Here is an 18,638-nt window from a genome sequence, read left to right on the forward strand (position 1 = left end):
AAATTACCCTGCGGGTGAACGATGCTAATGCCTCTCTCACCCGCCGCTTTTAAGGAGCAGTAATGGTAATGTTGCAGTTTTTGCAGGATTTCTCTATAACTTTTACGGGTTGCAAGTACAATGTTGCATTATTTGCACAAATTTCGGTGTTTAGAGCACGTTAGCGCTGAATTTGTTGCAGTTCGTGCAGGATTTCAGCATAGAACGCTTCTTTGGGGCAGTAATGTTGCACTTTTGGCAGGATTCCTCTTAAAATGTTATTGGCATAATTTCCTGAAAGGAAAAAAAAGAGACAGCATCTCTGCTGCCCCCCTTATTCATCTCTTCCCCTAAGTCTAGAAAGAGACATCCCAGGCTACTCCACCTTAATGGTATCGAAAAATTTCTTCTGTACGGTTGCGGCTGCTGCATCAAGCTGGGCCTTCGAGTCCGTGCCTTCCTTGGCGAACAGCTCCTGAATGACATTGGACATGGTTGCATAGTAGTCCTGGGTATTGTACTGCGCCTCAGGCTTGCCGTCGAGCAGAGCCATAATATCTGTATTGTATTGATATACAATATCAGAGTATTTGTCATACACTGCTTTGGTCTTCTTGCCGAAGTCGGAATCGGCAGCATAGTAATCCAGAAGCGGCGGAATGAAGTATTTGCCGTCCGCCTTGCGCTGCTGCAGAATGGCATCGAGCGCATCCAGGCCTTTATCCGAGAAATAGTCGAAGGTAATATAACGGAAGGCCATCTCCTGCTCATCCTTGCTGGCATTAGGGTTGATGACCAGATAGTCGCCGCCGAGAACACCGGTATGCTTGCCGCCCTTCTCAGCCGCAGGCATTGGATAGGTCAGCACATCCTCCGGTTTGAAGCCTCCCTGATTGAGCGCCTGTTCAATGACGCCATCGGAGCCGGCCATTACCATCGCGGTACGGCCCTGCTGGAAGGCACCTACAGCATCGCCCCAGCCGAGCGCCCAATCCTGGGGAACCGCTTTGGCTTCCCATCTCAGCTTTTTATAGAAGTCCAGCGCTTTAACACCAGCTTCGGAATTGAAGGTGGCCACCACCTTTCCGCCCTCAATCTTCTGAATCTCCCCGCCTGCTTCGAACAGGAAGTTGGTCCAGTTCCAGCCGGCTTCGTTGCCTTTGCCCATCGGGGCAATCCCGGAGATACCTTTCTTGGGATCAGCCACTCCTTTGGCTGTGTTCAGCATGTCGTCCCAGGTCCAATCCATTGGAGGTACGGCTACACCTTTGTCATCCAGCATCTTCTTGTTGATCATTGTTGTAGTGACGTAACCCTTTTGTGTAACCCCATACACCTTGCCGTCAATGATGAACTGGTTCTGCAGCACAGGATTGATCTGATCCTTGAACTCATAGTTATTCCACAGATCGGTGATGTCGGCTACCCAGCCCTTCTCAATCAGGAATTTAGCTTCGGTGGCATACGTGTTGAAGAAGGTCGGCGCTTCATTCGCTGCCATCTTCACCCCGATCTCGCTTACATTATACTGCCAGTCGTCCTTGACGATCTCCACGTTCGGATAGACTTCCTGGAACCGCTTGATTTTGTCATCCTCCTGCGCTCTCACCTCGGTCAGGTCCGGCGTAGGATAGTGGATTTTGATTGTCACCTTTTTCTGGGTGATATCGTCAGCCGGTGCTGCAGACGGAGTGGCTGACTCTTCCGCCGCCTGGGTCGCTGCTGGTGCAGGTGTCGCTTCTCCCCCGTCAGCCGCCGGCTTGTTGCCGTTATTATTGCCGCCGCAAGCAGACAATAAGGTCCCCGTGACCAGGAGACAGGCGAATACGCTGGAAACTTTACGCATGGTAACTCCCCTTTTCCATATCATAATGAGCTTACAAATTCATCTTAAAAGAGAAACCGTTTACAAACGAGGTGTATTTATATTCCCTTCATGTGCAGGAGTACGATCTCTACCGGACCTCATCCTTCCTGCTCAGCCTTTGACCGCAGACAATGAAACTCCGCGCATAATGAACTTCTGGAAGACCAGGAATACCAGGATCGGCGGCAGAGAGACAATGAACAGAATTGCGAATTTGATGTTCGTATTCAGCGCTTTTACATTGATAACGTACTTATAGATAGCGGTAGCGAGCGTATACTTCTCCTCACTGTGCATGACCAGCGACGGCCAGAACCAGTCATTCCAGGCTGTGGAGAAGATGAAGATCGCCAGTGTTGCAAAAATAGGAATCGACAGCGGCACCGCGATGGTGAAGAAGCTTCTCGGCTCCGAGGCCCCGTCCATCCGCGCGGCTTCCAGAATCTCAGGATGAATCCCGTCGAAGAAATTCTTAAGCAGCAGGAAGAAGAACGTGTTCGCGCCTGCCGGCAGCCAGAAGGCCGCATATTGATTGAGCAGGCCCAGCTCCTTCAGATTGACAAAGTTCGGAATCATATAGCTCGTAGCCGGAATGAACAGTGTCATCAGGAAGAAGAAATAGAAGGCCTTGCGGTAAGGCACATTCATCCGTGAGATACTGAAGGACGCGAGTCCCAGTACAATTAGCGTGGCGACCATATTCCCTGCAAAAATATACAGGGTGTTCCGCAGAAACATAGCCAGATCGATATAATCCAGCGCATCCTTCAGATTACCGAAATGCCATTCCTGCGGAAAAAAATGCGGCGGAAAGGAATTGACCTCGATATTCGACTTTAGCCCGTTGAACATCGTCATGAGGATGGGATACAGCATGCTGAATATCATCAGGACAATGAACAGCACCATAATTCCGTAGACCACCCTGTTGCTGGTCTTTTTCAGGTCATGCTCCGAGAGAATACCTCTGTCTGCGCTCTTCATCCTAGTTGTCCTCCTTGTTAAGCTTGAACTGAAGAATGCCCAAACCGCCCAGAACAACAAACATCAGCATCCCCAGCGCAGTCGCCGTACCATAATCCAGTCTGGTAAAAGCATACTTCACAATAAGCAGCGCATACGTCAGGGTAGCATTGTTCGGCCCCCCGTCCAGCAAGGCCAGCTGTGACTGGTAGCCCTGAGAGGTGGCAATCACCTGAAGAATCAGCATCAGCAGAATCAGATTGCGCAGCGAAGGCAGTGTGATGTGGCGGATACGGGCCCAGACTCCGGCTCCGTCAATCTCGGCGGCTTCATACCAGTCCCGGGGAATACTAAGCACCGCAGCAAGATAGATCAGCATCCCCGAGCCGAACTGCTGCCAGGTCTCCATGAAGACCAGCGAGATCATCGACCACCGGGTATCGGTCAGGAAGGCGATCTGCTCCGCTCCGGTGCTGCCGATTACCGCATTTATCGGTCCAACGGGATCATACAGCCAACGCCACAGCCCGTATAGGACTACAGCAGGCATGACATATGGCAAATACGCAGCAACGCGCACGAATCCGCCGAATTTCCGCAGCTCGGAGATGGCAATGGCAAAGGCAATCGGAACCCAGAAGCCGATCACCAGGCAGAGCAGCATATAGTATAAGGTGTTTTTGACAGCAATCAGTACATCGGGGTCAGTAAGTGCCCTGGCATAATTGTCCAGGCCGACGAAGGTATTCCCTTTGACGAAATCAACGGTGTAGAAGCTGTACAGGAACCCTTTGAAGATAGGCACCCACATAAACATAATGAAGATAATCAATGCGGGGACAAGAAACATCACGCCCCAATAATTCTTTTTCCAGCGGTTCTGCTTGTACGGCTTGCTCTCCAGCTCCGCTGGAAGGTGATCATGTAACGCAGCAGACTGATTCATTCCGGCTCCCTCATTCCTGTCGTCTTTCAGCACTTTATGGGAAAGCGCCTCCTGTCTTCATTGTAGGAAATGAGGGAGAGACTTAACATGTCTATATCTATGGCAATCGTAAGCGTTCTTACTTCTTCAGTTCGCTGGGGCTGAGCCCAAAGTATTTTTTGAAAATTTTGCTAAAATGCTCCGGCGACTCGTACCCCACCCGCTCCGCAATCTCATACCGGCGCAGATCGGTGTTCAGAATCATCTCCCGGCTGTCCTCCATCCGCAGCTTAATGACATATTCCCAGAGGTTATAGCCTGTATTCTTCTTGAACAGATAGCTCAGGTAATTAGGGCTGACATGATTCTTCTTCGCTACTTCATGGATCGTCAGACCCTTCTGGGCGTAATTCCCGTCAATGTATTCCTTCGCCTTCTGCACGATCAGATTGCTATGCGTATGCAGCTCCTCGGGTGACGGATCAGCAGCATAGTTGTTCCAGTTGAAATCCCCATAATAGAACACATAATGATCGGCATGCTCGTTGTTCCAGAGGATCGCCTTCGAGGCCTGCCGGTTCAGCACATCCATGAAGCTCAGCCCCTTCAGAATCTGGCTGATGCCGATGACAGCCCGGAGCTGCAAATAGCGGTTAATATTGTAATGGAGGCTGCGGCCCAGCACCTCCAGGCGGCTCAGCTGGCCGGTGGATGGCTCCTCGTAGCTCTGCTCATCCCACTGAATCAACACGGTAATCTCCCCGTCCGGCGAATAGAACGCGGTAGAATTCCATTCCTGGTCGAGCAGCTCCTTGGCAATATTCAAGGCAGCGTAACGCAGCAGGCTATGATCGTGGGTAGTGTACCTCTGCTCCGGCCGGTCTTGCGGCAGGGGAAGCTTGATTTTGATCACCGCAAAAAACGGCCCCTGCAGCCTCAGCTCATCCAGCTTGCGCCGCTTCTCCTCTGCCCCCAGCACCGCCGCAGTCTCCGTAAGCAGACTGTTCAGCAGCTCGCTGTACTCGGGAAGCGGCTCCTCCAGGCGGAAGCGGTCTGCATTCCCATCCATATAAGTGGCCAGCTCCGGCGACGGTCTATTCATCTTCAGAACGACACTGCGTACCGAATCCAGGAACTGCTCACTGTTCAGCGGCTTGATCAGATAGTCTCTCGCCCCCAGCCGGACGGCCATCTGGGCATACTGAAAGGTCTCATGCGCAGAGATAACGATCGTCTGCATCCAGGGCCTGGTCATTTTGGCATGCTGCATCAGTTCGATCCCGCTCATAGCCCCCATCTGGATATCGGTCACAAGTAGATCAATCTCCTCCATACGGATACAATCCAGTGCCTCATACCCGCTGCCTGCCGTATAGATATGGTCAATATCCAGCCCGGAAGCAGCCAGCAGACTGCTCAGTCCTTTGCAAATGAGCGGCTCATCATCAACAACCAGTATATTGAACACCGTATTCTCTCCTCTACTCTATAGTCTCTGACTTCGGAAGGATCACACTTACTATCGTGCCTCCGCACTCGCGCGGTCCATAGCTGATCCCGTAATCCCCGCCGAAGTGCAGTTGCACACGCTGATGGATATTGCGGATACCGTAGCCGTTCACCGGGTTCAGGCTGTCGTCATTGAGAATCTGCTCGATAGCCTTATAATCGACCTGCTTATAGCCGTTATCCTCAATGGTAATCCGAATCCGGCCATCCTCCAGCATAGAGGTAATGATGATTTCACCGTCCTCTTCCATATGCTTAACCCCGTGGATAATGGCATTCTCGATCAGGGGCTGAAGGGTGATCTTGGGAATCAGATTCCTGGTGGTCCCGGGAGCAATATTCCAGATAACGGCGAACACATAATCATGCCGGTGCTGCTGGAGCTTGATGTAGGCACCGGCATGTTCAAGCTCCTCTTCGAGCGTGATCAGCTCCCGGCCCCGGCTTAAGCTGATCTTCATCAGCTTGGATAATTCCTTGATCATTTCCGCGGATTCCACGTTGCCTTCGAGCGAGCTTTTCCAATATATACTCTCCAGGGTGTTGTACAGTAGATGCGGGTTGATCTGCTGATAGAGCAGCTGCAGCTGCGATTCCTTCTGCTTCAGCTCCATCTGGTATTTGTACATAATCAGGCTGTTGAGCCTGCGGGCCATATCATACGTGGCGTTAATTAGAACACTGACCTCATCGTTGCTTCCTCTGCGGGGAGTCTCGGGCACACGGTTGCCCGGCTCATACTTGCGCACAAAAAAAGCCAGCTTCTGCAAAGGGGTCATCAGCGAACGCCAGAAGTAGGTAATGATGATCAGTCCGAACAGCGCATAGGCCACTGTTATGTATTGAATGACGCGTTTCATTTCGTTTTGCTGCTGGAGCAGGGATTTGACGGGTACCTTGTAGACCAGCTTTTGCTCAAAGGCATGATTGTTGTTCACCACATAGATGAAGTCATCGGTGATAATATCCTCGGTTCCCTCCGGATCTCCCGCCTCCGAGCCGTCCGGCAGAACGATCACCTCTCCGGTTGAATTCGTGGTGGAGGCCAGCACACGGTTGCTCATGTCCGTCAGATAGATTTCCCCGTCCGGCAGTGAGATGGACCTTAGCGATTCACCGATCTTTGATTCCATCTTGGTCACCACCAGCACGCCGAGCGTTCCTTCCCCGCGGTAAATATTATTGACAGCCCTGACATACGTAAGCGTCTTCAGATCTTCGGCCTGCGGACTCAGCTTCTCGGTGAACATCAGGGTACCGCGGCCTTTCTGCTGCACCACCTGTTCGAACCAGTACGGCCGTTCCTCCTTGGAGAAAAAATAAACCCCCGCCTTCTTCACCTGCGGAAAATTGGGAGCGAAAAAGTAGTAGTTATCTGGATCATATACGTACAGCGAGTAGTAAATGCCGTCCCCCCGCTCCGCTCCCTGCGAATAGCTGCCGAGCAGCTTCTCGATGGTCTCATAACGTTCCACACGCTCCAGCACCGTATCATTCCCGCTCATATTGAGCTGCTGCAGGACCGGATTCTGGATGACGGTGGTCGTTATTTTGTTCACTGTATCGATGTCTCTGTTAATAATGGCGAAATTCTGCTTGTTCAGCTCCACATAGGCATTGGTCACATGGTGCTTCAGAATCTCCTCTGCCTTGTAGTTGCCGTAGCTGTTCAGAATCAGAATAGGCGTAATCATAATCAGGAACAGCAGAATCAACTGCTGCTTAACACTGAGCCTGACAATGGGTTTCACAAGCATGGACAACATCTGGATTCACCTCCAGTTTTAATAATATAACAAACGTATAAGCGCTTACACAGGTTTATTTCAAAGTTCTTTATGTCCATTTGTATGGAGTTTCTTACCCAAGTAAAAACCAGCCCTCACACGAACATCCCGCGTTGGACTGGTTTTATAGTGCTTCATCCTGAGCACATTGAGCCGGACGGCTTATGCTAGCTGTAATTCTTCCTCTACTGTTCTCAAAAAAGCAAGCACAGCAGCAATCATCTGCTCCAGCCCCTGTTGTTCAATCGGAAAATGACCTGCACCCTCTAAAATCACAGATTCTTTTCTGCTTTTAAGATGGTCATAAAATGGTCTGCTGAAGCGGTAAGGAGTCATAGGGTCTAATTGAGGATGAACAAGTAATACCGGACAAAGGTCAAAATGCTGAGGTTTCAGGACCGGTTTCATATTTAGAAAGGTTCTTAATAAGCGTAAAGGGATTTTTGTTCCTGCCGCATGAGGATCATTCATAATGAGTCTGGTCAGTTCAGCGTTGTTCGTGATCCATTTCATCCGGGATACTTTATTCACAGAGATCTGCAGGGTATCTGTTAGGGCAGGGAATTGATTCATACACCATCCGCCTAACCGGCTAATGAGTTTGTTAGGAGCTAGCTGATCACGAACCTTCGAATCACTCGTATCTACAAATGTCGTTGCTATTAACCCTTTGACCCGCTTACTTTGTACAGCAGTATGATAAGCTAACATGCCTCCAATACTGGAGCCCAGCAAAATAACAGGCTTGCCGTCCCGGCTCAGCTCCTGTTCGATCAGTTCAACCAGTATGTCAATCCACAGCTGATAATCCACTGAGTTCACTGAATGGGTGTAGCTTAAACCATAAGGCGGCAAATCCGGTGACACTACTTCGTAACCGTAGGTTTGCAGCATCCGCGCATAAGGAGCGAGCAATCTTCCATTGCCTCCAGCGCCATGAATGAATATGATCTTTAATTTCGCCTGCGGGACCGTCATACGATCCAGATGAATATGGGCATCCTTCCAGATCATCCATTCCTCAGTTGGCATATGTTCCGCATCGATCTGCATTTCCTTAGAAAAAAATTTTTGATATTGTTTCCAATAAGTCACCGATTGGTTATAGGATGAACCCGGACCCTTGTTCATGAATATGTAGTTTCTTTCCACGCTTCCTCGCTTAGGGGACAGGAATTTCTTTTTCCATTATAAAATCATCCATAACAAATCCATTGCCGATATCCGCCATTTGTCCCCGTAGGGTCCGGAAGCCTTTTTTCTTATATACTGCAATACTGGTTTCGTTATCACGATTGACTGTCAGCCAGATATGAGTCAGATTACGGTCCTGACACAGCTTCTCCAGGAAGGCCAACGCTTGGCTGGCATAGCTGCGCCCCCTGTACTCCTTGCCGATATAAAACTTGCTCAAAAAGAGCTTCCCTTCCTCTTCTCTGGCCGACATATATCCGGCTGTGGAGCCTTCGCCGTTATGGATCAAGTAATATTCGTAGCCCTGATGATGGATTTGATCCGTTATCGCGGGAACCGATTGGAACTTTTCAATCATGTAATCAATCTGCGCGACGGTAATAATGGAAACATAATGTTCGTGCCATATTTCTGCTGCCAACCGGGCAACCTCAGCAGTTTCTTCCGCTGTATTCACTTGTGAAAATCTAAGCTCCATAATATGTACCTGCCTTCCCTGAGTCTCTCGTATCACCCTATCCTTGGACACGGACATTGAAGCAGAAGTTCACGTTCTGGTATACCCGTTCAATTGCAGCCACGAGGCACAGGCATCCGTCCAGGTCTTGGTGTGCGGCTCTTCAGGGGCTAAGCCCAGACCGTGTACACCATGCTCATAGATATGCAGATCGAATGGAACCTTATGACGGCTAAGTCCTGCGGCGAACAACAGGCTGTTCTCCACCGGGACATAATCATCATCAGAGGTATGCCAGAGGAACGTTGGCGGCGTGTCCGGGGTTACCTGGAACTCGCTGCTGAGCTTAAGCGACAGCTCCGCATCAGGAATGTCTCCCAGCAGATTCTCCTTCGAGCCTTGATGTGTGACCCCTTCGGTCATCGAGATGACCGGGTAGCATAGAATCAGGCGGTCAGGACGGCTGGACAGCCGCTCCAATGGCTCCGGGTGATCAGGATTACCGAGATCATAAGATACCCCTGCGGTAGAAGCGAGATGTCCGCCTGCCGAGAAGCCCAGAATGCCGAGCCGAGCCGGGTCAATGCCGAATTCGTCCGCGCGGAAGCGGATCGTACGCAGCGCCCGCTGCGCATCCAGTAGCGCACTTGGGTATTGGTAAGGCGCAACACGGTAACGCAGCACGAATGCTGAGATTCCGAGTGTATTCAGCCACTCCGCAACCGGACCGCCTTCATGGTCGGCACGCATCGCATACCCGCCTCCCGGACAGACCAGAACAGCGGCATTCCCTTTGCCTTCAACTAAATAAGGTGTGATCGCAGGCTGATCCTCTTCACTGGCTCCCAGCGCTCCAGGCGCACCTTCAGGCCATAGCAACAACGTTTCCATCATCATCCCTCAAGCTTTCCTTCTATAATAGAATAGATAATAGAGGAAAAAAGTTCCTCAAGATCCATTCTATCAAGCCCTTACAATTCATGCAATCCGGATATCACCAGATCCGCTGCCTTCAGCACTTCAGGCTTCCCGATGCCGACCACCTGCATTCCTGCCGCCTTGCCGGCGGCTACTCCGGCCTCGGCATCCTCGAATACCACACAGTCCTGCGGCTGCAGCCCCAGCTCCCGGCAGGCAGACTGGAACACCTCAGGGTCCGGCTTGGCCCGGGCTACCTTATTGCCGTCAATAACAACGTCGAACAGCCCCGCAATATTCAGCTTATCCAGTATGAATTCCGCATTCTTACTCGCAGAGCCAAGGGCAATACCCACGCCGCGTGCTCTGAGCGCATTCAAATAGGCTCTGACTCCGGGCAGCAACTCTGATTCATCCAGACCGGAGATATATTCCACATAGAGTCGGTTCTTCTTCTCCGACATCGCCAGCTTCTCTGCTTCGCTGTATTCAAGGCCGCCAATCTCAAGAAGAATATCCAGGGATCTCATCCGGCTGACGCCCTTGAGCCGCTCATTGTCCTGTTCCGTGAACGGGAAGCCCAGCTCCCCGGCGAGCGAGCGCCAGGCCAGGTAGTGATACTTCGCTGTGTCCACAATCACGCCATCCAGATCGAAGATAGCGCCCTTCATATGCTCCAGCATCGTTGTCATGCTCCTCTCTGATTGGATTGGAATGCTAACTCCAGAATCGCACCGGGCGGGCACAGCACAGTCTCACCGCCGAACCCGGCGAAGCTTACCGCTTCGCTGTTGCCCGCCGCTGCCGTAACCGTGATCTCTTCGCGGCCGATCCGCAGCCGGAAGCTGCTTCCGCGCAGGACCACCGGCAGCTCGACTGCGCTCCAGCCTTGCGGCAGGGCAGGCTGGAGCCGGGCGGTCTCTCCGTCAAAGCTCAGGCCAGCATAGCCAAGAACCGCAGCCATCCACGCGCCCCCGTTCGCCGCCGGATGCGTCCCGCCAATATAGAGGTCACCGACATACTGCTTCGATTCACCGGTTAGATCTACGGTGGCAGTGCGCATGAAATACGGATATCCCCAATCCGGCAAGCCGATATGCGCTGCAGCCAGCGCATAGATACACGCGCTGAGGCTGGAGCCATGCTCGGTTCGCGGCTCATAGAATTTCCAGTTGGCCTGCTTCACTTCCCTGCTGAATCTGTCCCGGAACAGATGAAGCATGAGCACCACATCGGCCTGCTTCAGGATTCTTGTGGTTGTTGCCAGCCCGTTGCCTCCGCCCCAGTACTCATTCGGGTGAATGACCCGTGCCTTCAGCTCAGCCAGAGACACATCCTCCAGTTGCAGATAACGGTCGAATTGTTCAATCACCAGCGTATCCGGGTCCGGCTGCGCAACATAGAGCTGTGCCAGCATTGCTGTGAATTCATCCAGGAACGGCCCGTCTGCATACGATTCAGCAAGACCGTTATACACAGCCGGATATTTGTCCTGCAACCTTTCTGCTGTCTGCAAGGCAATCTTCAGTGTCTCCTGAACCATGGCACTCGTAAATGCGTTATTATTCACCCGCTCATGATATTCATCCGGTCCGGTAACATCCAGCAGCTCATACCGCTGCTTCACGGGATTATAATAAGCATAGGAATAGAAGAAACGCGCACATTCCCAGATCACCTCCGCCCCGCCGTCCGCCAGGATGCTGTCATCTCCCGTGAAGGTCACGTATTGCCAGAGTCCGTGCACGACATCTGCACTGATATGAATCTGCTTATCGCGGAAATAGGTCCGCATGGGTCGCCCGGTAAATACATCGTTCACATTGAACAGGGTGCAGGCATCGTCCCCGGAGTCCTGACTCTCCCATGCGTAGAAGGCGCCTAAATATCCGTATTCCCCCGCCTTCCGCCGTGCTCCGTCCAGCGTGTGGATGCGGTACATCATCAGATTGCGGGCAATCCCAGGATCACTGTGCAGGAAAAAGGGCAGCATGAACATCTCCGTATCCCAGAATACGGCCCCCTTATAGACCTGCCCGGACAAGCCGCGCGCCGGAATCGAGACCTTCTCCGACTTCGTCGGTGCAATGATCAGCAGCTGATACATACTGTACCGCAGCGCAAACTGCGCCTCCTCATCGCCTTCAATGACACAATCGCTGCGTGACCATCGCTCCGCCCACTTGCGCCGGTGCGCCTCCAGCAGGCCGGGATACCCTGTAGCGGCGGCCTCCTGGACGGCCCGCACCGCCTGCTCATCAGGGCTGCCTTCCGCAGGAGCGCCTTCTATATCCAGGCCCGTGTACACGGCTGCATATTTGCACCATGCATAAGACTCACCAGCCTTGGCTTCTACAGAAATATGGCGCAGCGCGGTTCCCCTATCCAGCTCGATAACAGCATCTACCCGCTTCTCCTGTTCTGCCAAGCCGAACACTGTAAGCTCCGCCACCGCCAACGGCAGCCCCAGCTCCCCGGTAACTGCTGTTGACAGCAGCGCCCCGCCGGCCGAGCGGCTCTGTTGCTCCAGCAGATGGGGGCCGTTGATATCCCACACCTCACCGTCGATTCCTGTAGTAATCTCTATCCGGCAATCGGCGGTGCAGTGAAGGGTCCATCTGGCAGCGAGCAGATGGAGCTGATCCATGCTGACGAACCGCTCGGCGGTCAGGGTCAGCTTCCCGCCTCCCGGGATGCTGAACGTTGTCTCCCGCCAGTGGATAGCTGAGCGGAGGTCCAGGCTCTGAGTATGAGCCAATGGTTCGGTATCCAACACATTTAGCTTGCAGCCGTTGGCGCTGACTACCGTATACAGCCCGTTCGGGGCGTTCACCGGCTCACGCCATTTGTCGCCCGCCCGGTCATACACTCCGGCCAATGTAACCGCCGCAAGCTGCTCCTTCCCGAACTCCTCAAGGACTCCCCGGAAGCCCATATAGCCATTGCCGGTCATAAATTTGTTGCCGTTCGCCGTAATCCGCCCAGGCTCGAAGCTGCGCTCAGTTACCGTCCAGTCCATTACACAGTCATCCCTTCAGCGAGAGGAAGCTCGATTCCTGCTTCATCTACGGTCACCCGCTGATCATAGATCAGCACCTCTGTGCTTCCGCCATTGACTGCTCTGAAGAAAACCGACTCTGCCTTTACCGTAATACCCAGCAGTACGCCCCTGCACATCACCTGGAAGCTGTAAGCGGTCCACTTCTGCGGCAGCACCGGCCGGAAGGACAGACAATCTCCATCCGAGCGCATCCCCCCGAAGCCGTAGACGATGTTCATCCACGCTGCGGCGATCGATGTGGTGTGCAGCCCTTCCCGGGTATTGCGGTTATAGTTGTCCAGATCCAGGCGCGTGGCGAACTCGAAGAACCGGTACGCTTCCTCAGATTTGCCCAGCTCACTGGCCAGAATCGAGTGAATCGACGGCGAGAGTGAGGACTCGTGAATACATCTCGGTTCATAATATTCATAATTCGCCAGCTTGGCCTCGCGGGAGAACTGCCCGTTGTACAGGAACATGAACATCAGCACATCCGGCTGCTTGATCATATCGTAACGGTACAGACGGTCATACGACCAATTCGAGTACAGCGGGAACTCAGTCACCGGAATGGAGTGAATGTCGATATGCGGCATATCAAAAAATCCGTCATGCTCCTCGTAGATGCCGCTGCCGGGATCGAACGGGATTTTCATATGGACACGCTTGTGGTCCCAGTCAGCCAATTCCTCCTCGCGGAGTGCAGTAACCGCTATAACCGCCGCATATTCTTCAGGCGCCTCCGCCTTCATGAGGGCTACTGTTTCGAGCGTATATTCGAATAACTTCTGAGCCAACAGATTGATGTAGCAGTTATTGTTAACCATAAGCTGGAATTCATCCGGCCCCATCACGCCGAAATATCCGTATTCCCCGGTGCGTTGACCCCACTGGCCGCGGGATGCGTAGAAACGGCTGATCTGAATCAGCATTTCGGCGCCTTTGCTGTAGAGGAATTCCAGATCGCCGGTGTTCTTCACATAATGCCAGATGCCGTAGGCGACTGCTGTCCCGACATGAAGCTGCAGATTGGAATGCTGCCACAGGTCACAGCTCTCTGTCCCGTCAATCGTGGCAATCGGATAGAATGCGCCCGCGCAATCCACATCCTTCGCGCGCTGGAGCGCCTGAGGTAGCGTCTTGTAGCGGAATTCCAGCAGACTGCGGGCCGCCTTCGGGTTATTGAACAGATAGAACGGCAGACAGTAGGACTCGGTATCCCAGAAGGCAAGCCCCCGGTAAGCTTCGCCGGTTAACCCTTTGGCACCGATGTTATACCCGGGATGGTCCCCGTGATATGTCTGATACAGCTGAAAAATACAAAAACGGATGCCCTGCTGATTCTCCGGGTCGCCCTCAATCCGGATATCGCTTGTAGCCCAAATACCGCTCCAATAGGAGGCCTGGTCAGCAAGCACCTCTTCCTCCACCAGCCGGTCCGCCGCTGCTGCAAGCTCCATGCCTTTTGTCCAGAGATGGTCTGTAGCTGGGGCAGCATCCGTTCCCGTCACATTGACCACAAGCTTCGTGAAGGAAGCAGGCTCCCCTTCAGCCAGCATAAGTGAGAATTGCCGCCCGATATACCGGTTATCTTCCACAAGCTCCGTATGCAGCGCCTGTGAAGACTTCAGGATAAAGCCCGAGAACAGCTGATTTCCGGTTGTCAGCGTACGGGCCATAATGGCAGTTATTGCTCCTTCCCCGCCGCGCTGCTGCTCTTTCCACATGCTCTGGCCGTGTTCCTCATGAACCATGCCGAAGTCAAGGCCAGTACGAATATCCACCTTTCCCGAGAAATTGAGCGGCGTGAAGGTGATTTGCTGCAGCCCCAGATGAGACAGAGTCATGCTGACCAGGCGTGTGAAGCAGAGCTTCAGCTTTTTCCCGTCCGCCAGCAGCCAGATGAACTCCCGTGTATAGGTCCCCGTCTGGAAATCCAGTCTGCGGGTATACGCCTCTATGCGGGAGTGCGCCAGATCCAGGGTTTCACCGTCCACCGAGATCCGGGTATGCAGCCAGTCCACGGCATTAACCATGTAGCGCAGCGACCGGATAATGCCTTTATAATGATTACCAACCTCCATCTGCTCATTCAGCCCGTTGAAATAGCTGCCCGGCAAGGAATCGCCGCTGTAGCCCTCGTCCGCATACCCCCGTACCCCCATATACTCATTGCCCAGTGAAAAAATCGATTCCGAAGTCCGGTTGCGTTCCGGATCAAAGCCTTCCTCAATAATTGCCCAGGGATCGACCTTCAGATAGGGATCTGCTACTTTTGCCATAATTGAAACTCTCCTTCGCTAAGTGAGGCTTGGTCCGCTCCTCCGCTCACAGTGGTAACAACGGACACTTTAGTTCCAGAGTATCGCTAAGCCCGCCCGTGACCAAGGTCAGCTCGTAAGCGAGTTATGTGCATTTGTACGGATCATATGGAATACGGACGACAAACGCAAAAAAGCCGCCCCCCTCTGCATCTATCCAGAACAGGTGGCAACTGATATAATATCCTTTGAATCATGTAAAGAAGCCTATCATACGCCCAAAAACATAAGCTTTCTCACACAAATGAAGTGAAATTTATCACAATGTTAAAAATTCGACACTTTTATACGAAAATACTTACCCATAAAGAGGAATTTCAAGGTATAATTAATTTAAAATTTACTGAAAAACTGAGGGAATAAAGGGGATGTCGATTATGATAAAGGAACATTATAATGTTATCGAAGCCCGCGGCAATACAAACTGTTTCTCCGAGCAGAATTTTAACCGCCTGTTGGTCACCATGAAGGAACGTGTAGTCCCTGAAGGATCACACCTGTTCTGGGAAGGCGATTTCTCGGATAAACTGTTTTATATCAAGCGTGGACGTGTGAAATTGACCAAATCTACAGACGAAGGCAAGGAACTGATTCTGTATATGTATCAGGCTGGCGATATGGTGGGTCAGGCTGACCCGTTCTTCAGCACGAAGCATAGTTTCACTGCCGAAGTCATTGAAGAGAGTGAAGTTGGCGTAATCGAGCAGAAGGATCTGGAGATTCTGATCTGCCAGCACTGCGACTTCGCCATCGACTTCATGAAATGGATGGGCATTCATCACCGTCTCACCCAGACGAAATTCCGCGATCTGATGATGTACGGCAAACCGGGCGCCCTCTGCTCCACACTGATCCGTCTTGGCAACACCTATGGTGAGAAGACAGGCGACAGCATTCTGATCAACAAAAAAATCACGCATACAGATCTGTCCAACATGATTGGCGCTACCCGTGAGAGCGTTAACCGGATGCTTAGTGATCTGCGCAAAAAAGATGCAGTGGAGTATGAGAATGGCATGATCGTCATCAAGGATCTGGCGATGCTTCAGGAAATCTGCCACTGCGAATTATGTCCTAATGAAATTTGCCGAATTTAATTTCCTATCAATAATACCCTCTATTCACCTCATTGAAACATATCTGACCCAATAAATTTAATAGAGTGGTCAAGGCGCCCTGTCCGGCGTCTTTTTTTCTTGTCTGGCGATGAATTTACCGCACTGGCGGAACATCCTATGTACCTTTTACTTCCCAATCATCATAATATTCTGGTGTTACAGGCAGCTCCTCCCCCCTAAAGAACTTAGCAGCATGTACGGCTAACGGAGAAGCTGAATCGAGGGTTATTCTAGTGATATCCACCCATTCCGCCCCGCGGGAATCCTGTTCTTCGAACATTGAAATGGCAACAGGCTCTTCTTCCCCGGTCATTTCAACCTGATACAAGGCTGCCAGATGATGCATTTGTGTAAAGTGATCTTCGTTATGCCGGATAAAGAAATCGTAGGTGCCCAGGTTTTGTTGTACCTTTACTCTATAACCAGTCTCTTCAATAAACTCTCTGACCAAGCCATCAACCAGGGATTCACCAGCCTCCAGTCTTCCCCCAGGCAGATCGTATCTTCCGCTATAAGGGCCTCTTCCTTTATGGATCACCAGCAGCCTGCCGTCACGCTGACAAATTCCATATACGCCAAAATGGTTAAAACTTGCCATCGAAGCCCTCGCCTCCGTTCATTTTCTAAATAGATCACCTTTATCAGTAAGCTATACCGACACGGGATCTTATGAAATCGCCAGCATCAATTTGACTATAAGTGAATTCCGCTGTATCCGCTACAGATATTTCAGAACCGCCTCCGGGCAAAATATCTCGTCTCACACGATAGGTCCCCATACGTTCTCCTTCCAGCAGAGCGGTTGGGCACACAATGGTCCATTTCAGAGTCGATCGCTCCAACAAGCGATAGGCTTGTTCATGTTCTTCTGCAGCACGGGTTGACCTGCGTTTAGATTCGCTGGATTGGTAACGCAGGAGTTCAGGCGAAAGCTCACTTTGGAGAATACCCGCAGTTCCTACGGTTATAATACGCTCTATCCCTTCCTCATACATGGCTCCGATGATAAAAGGCATACTGTCTGTAAGCGTGGTTGTCCCATCGGTGTTCAATGCACTAATCACTACATCATTCTCCTGCACTGCCCGGGCGACATCTTCTTGATTAAGAACATTACCTTGGAGGATCGTCAGGTTGGCATGGAGAGGCTGAACCTTCTCCGGGTTACGGACCAGTACTGTAACATGATGTCCATCCTGAAGAGCATGGGTAACAATGTGGCTCCCCACCCGGCCGGTGGCACCTAGAATCAATATATTCATATGAAAATAACCTCCTGGTAAGAATTATCCCTATTATAGCAGGGATAGAGCGGCAAAAAAGCCCCGCAGCCATGTGGCAGCTGCGGAGCTTGATATTGGATCTAGCTTGCTTTCTTCGTCTGAGGAGGAGCTGATACGTTACGCGGAGTCCGTACTGGCGAGATTAGCCAGTAGGCCATTCCGACAAAGACACCGCCGCCGATGATATTGCCAAGCGTAACAGGAATCATGTTGTGGAACCAGCCGGCGATGCTCACTGTCTCTGGATGATTCGGCAGCAGCACGGCTACGCTCAGGAGCGTCATGTTCGCTACACTGTGTTCATAGCCGCTCGCGATGAAGGCGAACAGACACCACCAGATCAGGACCAGCTTCGCCGCTTCACTCTTGGCGCGGGAGGACATCCACAGTGCCAGGCAGACCAGCCAGTTACAGAGAATGCCGCGGAAGAACAGCTCCGAGAACGGAAGGTTCATCTTTTTGGCGGCGGCTGCGAAGATCAGATGCTCGGCAGGCGCTGCCTTGAAGAGGCCCGATCCCTGAATCAGCAGCGCCAGCACCACTGCACCAGCTACATTGCCGAGGAATACCAGGACCCAGTTCTTCACCGTGTCCCAGACTGTAGTTCTCCCGGCAAGCGTGCTCACTGTGAAGAACATATTATTACCTGTAAACAGCTCTGAGCCTGCGAATACAACCAAGGTCAAGGCAATCCCGAAGGATGCTCCCATAATCAGCGGCTGGAACGGTGACTTAATCGCTGCCAGCGGTGCCCCCAGTGAGAAGATCAGAATAATACCAATCCCCACATATGCTCCTGCCAGGAGGGCCGCCAAAAAATATTTGGGCAAGCTCTCATTCATTTTGTCGCGTTTCCCTACGGCTGTCTCAACGATATTCTCTACGCTCTGCGTAAACATATCCGCACCTGCTCTTCCTTTAATTTAGGGTTGTTACTGCCGCAGGCAGAGTGACCTTAACAACTCCGCCCTCTACTGTAACCGGATAGACTTCTGCCTGCCCCCGGTCCGGTGCCTGAACCTCTCCGGTACGAAGGTCGATCTTCCAGTCATGCAGCGGATCATATAAATAATAGCCTGATACGATACCTTCCGCGAGCGGACCGCCCTTCGGGTGGGGACTGTGGTTGCGAACCGCATAGACTGCGCCGTCCGATGTGCGGAATATGGCTAATTCCACCTCTCCTGCATGAACTACCCGGCCGATCTGCGGCATGAAATCTTCCACTACACCTATCGTATATTCCCGATTGCTCCGTTCCATTATGCTCTCTCCCT

At 52.0% G+C, this 18,638-nt stretch carries 16 protein-coding genes; 1 reads left to right on the top strand and 15 read right to left on the bottom strand.

Annotated elements, in window-relative coordinates; genetic code table 11:
• Positions 1-355 precede the first annotated feature (355 nt).
• The 11 genes from MKY12_RS20335 to MKY12_RS20385 all read right to left on the bottom strand — a co-directional run bounded on the left by MKY12_RS20335 (position 356) and on the right by MKY12_RS20385 (position 14,921).
• Positions 356-1,825, bottom strand: coding sequence for an extracellular solute-binding protein (locus tag MKY12_RS20335; protein ID WP_339310504.1), 1,470 nt, complete (start codon positions 1,823-1,825; stop codon positions 356-358).
• A gap of 132 nt (positions 1,826-1,957) precedes the next feature.
• Entirely contained in the window at positions 1,958-2,830 is an 873-nt protein-coding gene (locus tag MKY12_RS20340; protein WP_209871219.1) for a carbohydrate ABC transporter permease, read from the bottom strand.
• Position 2,831: 1 nt separating this feature from the next.
• On the bottom strand, positions 2,832-3,659 hold the full coding sequence (locus MKY12_RS20345) for a sugar ABC transporter permease (RefSeq protein WP_155991687.1): 828 nt from the start codon (positions 3,657-3,659) through the stop codon (positions 2,832-2,834).
• 214 nt (positions 3,660-3,873) lie between these two features.
• The gene (locus tag MKY12_RS20350) at positions 3,874-5,202 is read right to left on the bottom strand and encodes a response regulator (RefSeq protein WP_339310506.1); all 1,329 of its coding nucleotides are present in this window, start codon (positions 5,200-5,202) and stop codon (positions 3,874-3,876) included.
• A gap of 13 nt (positions 5,203-5,215) precedes the next feature.
• A complete protein-coding gene (locus tag MKY12_RS20355) occupies positions 5,216-7,009 on the bottom strand; it encodes a histidine kinase (protein WP_339310508.1) in 1,794 nt (597 codons plus the stop codon).
• Positions 7,010-7,192: 183 nt separating this feature from the next.
• Entirely contained in the window at positions 7,193-8,161 is a 969-nt protein-coding gene (locus MKY12_RS20360) for an alpha/beta hydrolase (RefSeq protein ID WP_339310509.1), read from the bottom strand.
• Between the two features lie 31 nt (positions 8,162-8,192).
• Positions 8,193-8,702, bottom strand: coding sequence for a GNAT family N-acetyltransferase (locus MKY12_RS20365; protein ID WP_339310511.1), 510 nt, complete (start codon positions 8,700-8,702; stop codon positions 8,193-8,195).
• Positions 8,703-8,771: 69 nt separating this feature from the next.
• Positions 8,772-9,572: an alpha/beta hydrolase gene (locus MKY12_RS20370; protein ID WP_339314915.1), complete on the bottom strand. Its 801-nt coding sequence runs from the start codon at positions 9,570-9,572 to the stop codon at positions 8,772-8,774.
• Between the two features lie 80 nt (positions 9,573-9,652).
• Positions 9,653-10,282: a beta-phosphoglucomutase gene (gene pgmB / locus MKY12_RS20375; protein WP_339314917.1), complete on the bottom strand. Its 630-nt coding sequence runs from the start codon at positions 10,280-10,282 to the stop codon at positions 9,653-9,655.
• Positions 10,283-10,287: 5 nt separating this feature from the next.
• Positions 10,288-12,618, bottom strand: a complete 2,331-nt coding sequence (locus MKY12_RS20380; RefSeq protein WP_339310513.1) for a glycosyl hydrolase family 65 protein — start codon at positions 12,616-12,618, stop codon at positions 10,288-10,290.
• Positions 12,618-14,921, bottom strand: a complete 2,304-nt coding sequence (locus MKY12_RS20385) for a glycosyl hydrolase family 65 protein (RefSeq protein ID WP_339310515.1) — start codon at positions 14,919-14,921, stop codon at positions 12,618-12,620. Before MKY12_RS20385 ends, MKY12_RS20380 begins: the two co-directional genes overlap by 1 nt.
• Before the next feature lie 419 nt (positions 14,922-15,340).
• On the opposite strand from MKY12_RS20385, the gene MKY12_RS20390 reads away from it, so the two are divergent.
• Positions 15,341-16,057 carry a Crp/Fnr family transcriptional regulator gene (locus MKY12_RS20390; protein ID WP_339314919.1) on the top strand — a complete coding sequence of 239 codons (717 nt, stop codon included), beginning with the start codon at positions 15,341-15,343 and terminating at the stop codon, positions 16,055-16,057.
• A gap of 136 nt (positions 16,058-16,193) precedes the next feature.
• On the opposite strand, the gene MKY12_RS20395 is transcribed toward MKY12_RS20390, so the two are convergent.
• From MKY12_RS20395 to nirD, 4 genes are all read right to left on the bottom strand, one after another.
• On the bottom strand, positions 16,194-16,676 hold the full coding sequence (locus MKY12_RS20395; protein ID WP_339310516.1) for an NUDIX hydrolase: 483 nt from the start codon (positions 16,674-16,676) through the stop codon (positions 16,194-16,196).
• A 43-nt stretch (positions 16,677-16,719) separates the two neighbouring features.
• On the bottom strand, positions 16,720-17,340 hold the full coding sequence (locus tag MKY12_RS20400; RefSeq protein ID WP_339310517.1) for an SDR family oxidoreductase: 621 nt from the start codon (positions 17,338-17,340) through the stop codon (positions 16,720-16,722).
• A gap of 101 nt (positions 17,341-17,441) precedes the next feature.
• Positions 17,442-18,260 (bottom strand): formate/nitrite transporter family protein, encoded by an 819-nt coding sequence (locus tag MKY12_RS20405; protein WP_339310519.1) that lies wholly within the window; start codon positions 18,258-18,260, stop codon positions 17,442-17,444.
• 19 nt (positions 18,261-18,279) lie between these two features.
• Positions 18,280-18,624, bottom strand: coding sequence for a nitrite reductase small subunit NirD (gene nirD / locus MKY12_RS20410; RefSeq protein WP_339310521.1), 345 nt, complete (start codon positions 18,622-18,624; stop codon positions 18,280-18,282).
• Positions 18,625-18,638 lie beyond the last annotated feature (14 nt).

It is taken from the genome of Paenibacillus sp. FSL M7-0896 (assembly GCF_037975415.1).
Lineage (GTDB): Bacteria > Bacillota > Bacilli > Paenibacillales > Paenibacillaceae > Paenibacillus_AQ > Paenibacillus_AQ silagei.

What these genes read in the sequence shown, in the direction of transcription:
- MKY12_RS20405 (WP_339310519.1), bottom strand. Translation starts at nt 18,260, where the DNA reads ATGTTTACGCAGAGCGTAGAGAATATCGTTGAGACAGCCGTAGGGAAA.
- MKY12_RS20365 (WP_339310511.1), bottom strand. Translation starts at nt 8,702, where the DNA reads ATGGAGCTTAGATTTTCACAAGTGAATACAGCGGAAGAAACTGCTGAG.
- MKY12_RS20385 (WP_339310515.1), bottom strand. Translation starts at nt 14,921, where the DNA reads ATGGCAAAAGTAGCAGATCCCTATCTGAAGGTCGATCCCTGGGCAATT.
- MKY12_RS20360 (WP_339310509.1), bottom strand. Translation starts at nt 8,161, where the DNA reads ATGAACAAGGGTCCGGGTTCATCCTATAACCAATCGGTGACTTATTGG.
- pgmB (WP_339314917.1), bottom strand. Translation starts at nt 10,282, where the DNA reads ATGCTGGAGCATATGAAGGGCGCTATCTTCGATCTGGATGGCGTGATT.
- MKY12_RS20380 (WP_339310513.1), bottom strand. Translation starts at nt 12,618, where the DNA reads ATGGACTGGACGGTAACTGAGCGCAGCTTCGAGCCTGGGCGGATTACG.
- MKY12_RS20400 (WP_339310517.1), bottom strand. Translation starts at nt 17,340, where the DNA reads ATGAATATATTGATTCTAGGTGCCACCGGCCGGGTGGGGAGCCACATT.
- MKY12_RS20335 (WP_339310504.1), bottom strand. Translation starts at nt 1,825, where the DNA reads ATGCGTAAAGTTTCCAGCGTATTCGCCTGTCTCCTGGTCACGGGGACC.
- nirD (WP_339310521.1), bottom strand. Translation starts at nt 18,624, where the DNA reads ATGGAACGGAGCAATCGGGAATATACGATAGGTGTAGTGGAAGATTTC.
- MKY12_RS20370 (WP_339314915.1), bottom strand. Translation starts at nt 9,572, where the DNA reads ATGGAAACGTTGTTGCTATGGCCTGAAGGTGCGCCTGGAGCGCTGGGA.
- MKY12_RS20345 (WP_155991687.1), bottom strand. Translation starts at nt 3,659, where the DNA reads ATGTTTCTTGTCCCCGCATTGATTATCTTCATTATGTTTATGTGGGTG.
- MKY12_RS20340 (WP_209871219.1), bottom strand. Translation starts at nt 2,830, where the DNA reads ATGAAGAGCGCAGACAGAGGTATTCTCTCGGAGCATGACCTGAAAAAG.
- MKY12_RS20355 (WP_339310508.1), bottom strand. Translation starts at nt 7,009, where the DNA reads ATGTTGTCCATGCTTGTGAAACCCATTGTCAGGCTCAGTGTTAAGCAG.
- MKY12_RS20395 (WP_339310516.1), bottom strand. Translation starts at nt 16,676, where the DNA reads ATGGCAAGTTTTAACCATTTTGGCGTATATGGAATTTGTCAGCGTGAC.